This window comes from Leptotrichia sp. OH3620_COT-345, from assembly GCF_003932895.1.
In the GTDB taxonomy this organism is placed as follows: Bacteria; Fusobacteriota; Fusobacteriia; order Fusobacteriales; family Leptotrichiaceae; genus Pseudoleptotrichia.
This window is the reverse complement of record NZ_RQYW01000055.1, coordinates 1-1,232: the sequence shown is the minus strand read 5'-3', so window position 1 is coordinate 1,232 and position 1,232 is coordinate 1. Positions and strand designations below refer to the sequence as shown.

The 1,232-nt window shown below is 38.3% G+C and carries 1 protein-coding gene; it reads right to left on the bottom strand.

What is annotated here, in order from left to right; translation table 11 throughout:
* Positions 1-64: 64 nt before the first annotated feature.
* The coding region (locus EII29_RS11225; protein ID WP_125237589.1) for an autotransporter domain-containing protein at positions 65-1,232 on the bottom strand (1,168 nt) is incomplete at its 5' end.

Below are 1,232 nucleotides of genomic sequence, written 5' to 3'. Positions count from 1 at the left end.
TAAAAAAAGAGCTATTTCAACTAATATCCGAAATAGCTCTCCTTACATTCTCATCTCACTTCTCTTAAAAATTAATCCTGAAACCTGTCGTAAATACATTGTTATTTATTTTTTTCTTCTCTATCTTAGCATCATAGTTCACATACCACGAAATATTAGGATTTACTTCAGTCAATACTCCTAACCCAGTCCATGTCCTATCCTTAGGAAGACCTATCCCTCTCACTCTGAATTTCGCCCCGCTTAATCCCGTATAAGACGCCTCAAAACTCAAATCCTCTTCCTTAAAGTCCATCTGATGTGTTACATATCCCTGAATTGTCGTAACAATTCCATTACTCCAAACCATTTTCTTGCCCAATCTCAATCCCAATAACCCCGATGTCTGATGATACTTTGCCTTTTCCGAACTTAAACCAAACTGGCTGTTCTCTTCCCTAAAAGAACCCCTTACTACCGTATCATGACTCAAACCAACAAAAGGAGTTAATGTCATACCATTCCTAATAAAATTATATCCGCTTTCCAAATATCCTGAATACACTCTATCATCATGGTTTATCTTAGCTCTAGTTACTGAACCCGTCCCTAACAATATATCTCTTTCTACATCACTATCTACAAAGCCTACTCCTATTCTTCCCTGTAAATAATACGGTACCTCTTTATTACCCAATCTTCCATATAATGATACTCCAAAATTCGTACCCTTCGATTCTCCACCATATCTGTCAAATTTTACATCCGTTCTTGAATACGATAACGCTGTCCCTAATATTAAGCTGTTCCCAAATACTCTATCTATTCCTACCTGACCTCCATATAAACGGCTCTTTCCTACTCCATAACCATCTCTTCTCAACCTTCCATTAGATCCTATACCTGTTACCCATATCCCGGCTTTCTCTCCAAGATTATCCAATGTACCAAGCATTACAAGCCTATTTGATAAATCCTTATTTACCGTCTCGGATTGCTGGAAAGTCAACGCCTGTGCCGAAGCATATATCTGTCCTGACAAACTGTCCAATATCGCCGATGAAGTAGGTAATGACATCTTCTGTATCATTGCCGCACTCTTCGCAAATTCTAACGGTATATCTCCCTTTTCTATCTGACTGTCCAACTCCTTAAAAGATGTCTCTATGTTCTGAGCTGCCACCCTTCTCATTTCATCTGTTGTTTCCAAACTCGTTACGTATTCTTCAACATTCTTTCTGCTTAAAGTTACA